This is a genomic window from Psychromonas ossibalaenae ATCC BAA-1528 (assembly GCF_000381745.1).
Lineage (GTDB): Bacteria > Pseudomonadota > Gammaproteobacteria > Enterobacterales > Psychromonadaceae > Psychromonas > Psychromonas ossibalaenae.
The window spans coordinates 1-1,579 of the sequence record NZ_KB907067.1 but is presented as its reverse complement, the minus strand read 5'-3'; the positions used below and the strand labels follow the sequence as shown (position 1 = coordinate 1,579).

Sequence of the window (1,579 nt, the reverse complement as noted above, 5' to 3'; positions counted from 1 at the left end):
ATAAAACCTGCCGGGTTGTAGGTTACTTTGCTGCCGGAAAGCACAAAACGTTCATCTGTCTGCAGCAGCTTAGTGACGCGCAGCGAATCGCTGTCAGCACCACTGAAATAACTGCTTAAATCCACTGTCACAGAAGCATCATTGTCGGTTTTCAAGGTGACATTCTGGGCTTTTGGCGGAGTAGTATCGGGTTCGCTGATACTAATAATCAGTTCACTGCTTTTGGATTCATTCGCGGTTTCCGCCGTGTAGCGGACTCGGGCAATACCAGAAGAGAGGGCTGTCAGAGTCACCGACGGCGAGGCAATAGTACCGACCTGCACCAGGCCTGACGTATCATTAACATCGCTTAACTGCCAGTCCAGTCCAGAGCTCACGCTTGAGGAAATATCGAACGGGCGAGTTTCTCCCGCTGTCATGCTCAGCACCAGTGGATTGGTCTGTAGGGGCGCTGGAACCTTAACGGGGTGAACGTTGACCTGTATTTCCGCCTGTGCTATCCCTCCCTTGCCGTCCGATACCATATACACGAAACTGTCCAGGCCGCTGAAACTGCCGGAAGAATAGGTAATAGTCTTAGCATCGGTTATCGAAGCACGCCCGGAAGCGGCTATCAGTTTAGTCAGGGAAACGTCATCCCCGTCACTGTCACTCACCAGAGTGCTGATATCAATATCAAGGCTTTCTCCCTGATTTAAGAACACTGCATGGTTTTCGGCCGTCGGCGGAGTATTAGGTACAGGCGGGTTGGCATCTGTCACGACAACTGAAATATATCCGATAGCAAAGCCGCCGCGGCCGTCCTCCACGCTGTACATTGCTATATCATTACCCACATACCCTGACGACGTATACTTCACGTCCATGCCATTCTGAGTGAAGCGGTCTGCCGACTGAACAAACATGGAAATAGTCAGCGTGTCGCCGTCTGCGTCACTGACTGCCTGCGACAAATCAATGGAAACAGGGGTTTCATTATCGGTACTGCGTCTAATGTTGGCAGCCTTTGGCGGGGTGTTTGGGCTGCTGACATCCTGCACGGCCAGATAAAAAGTGGAGGAATAAGTTTTACTCTCTTGAGTTATCTCCCAGGAAAGAGCCGTTACTCCGGCGTGATCAGCCGTCATTGTCGCGCTGCTTCCATTAATACGAATATTACTCACCAGCCCTTTAGGGTCGGTCACCGAGGTCAGCTGCCATGATTTGTCGCTGTCGACATAAGTTGCGGCATCTATGGTCAGAGTCAGGCCTTTATTCACCGCATCGGCGAACGGCGTTAAAAGCGGGACATCCGGTATTGGGGATGCATTTGAAACGATATACACAATTGCTGCAGCCGCATTTCCCCCGCGGCCGTCGCTGACCTGGTAGACGACTTCATCGCGGCCGAAGAACCCGTTGGGAGTATAAGTGATGATATGACCGGAAACCGCGGCGCGCCCACTGCTGCTATGCAGCGTCACGCTAAGCGGGTCACCGTCTGGATCCCCGATAAGCTTCAAAGCACTCAAATCCAACGACACCGATGTATCGCTGTCGGTTGTTTGAGTGTAGCCCTTCGCTGTCGGCGGATTATTAG

The 1,579-nt window shown here is 52.2% G+C and carries 1 protein-coding gene; it reads right to left on the bottom strand.

Annotated elements, in window-relative coordinates; translation table 11 throughout:
* On the bottom strand, nt 1-1,579 hold a 1,579-nt coding region (locus G327_RS0123605; protein ID WP_019617271.1), incomplete at both ends, for an Ig-like domain-containing protein.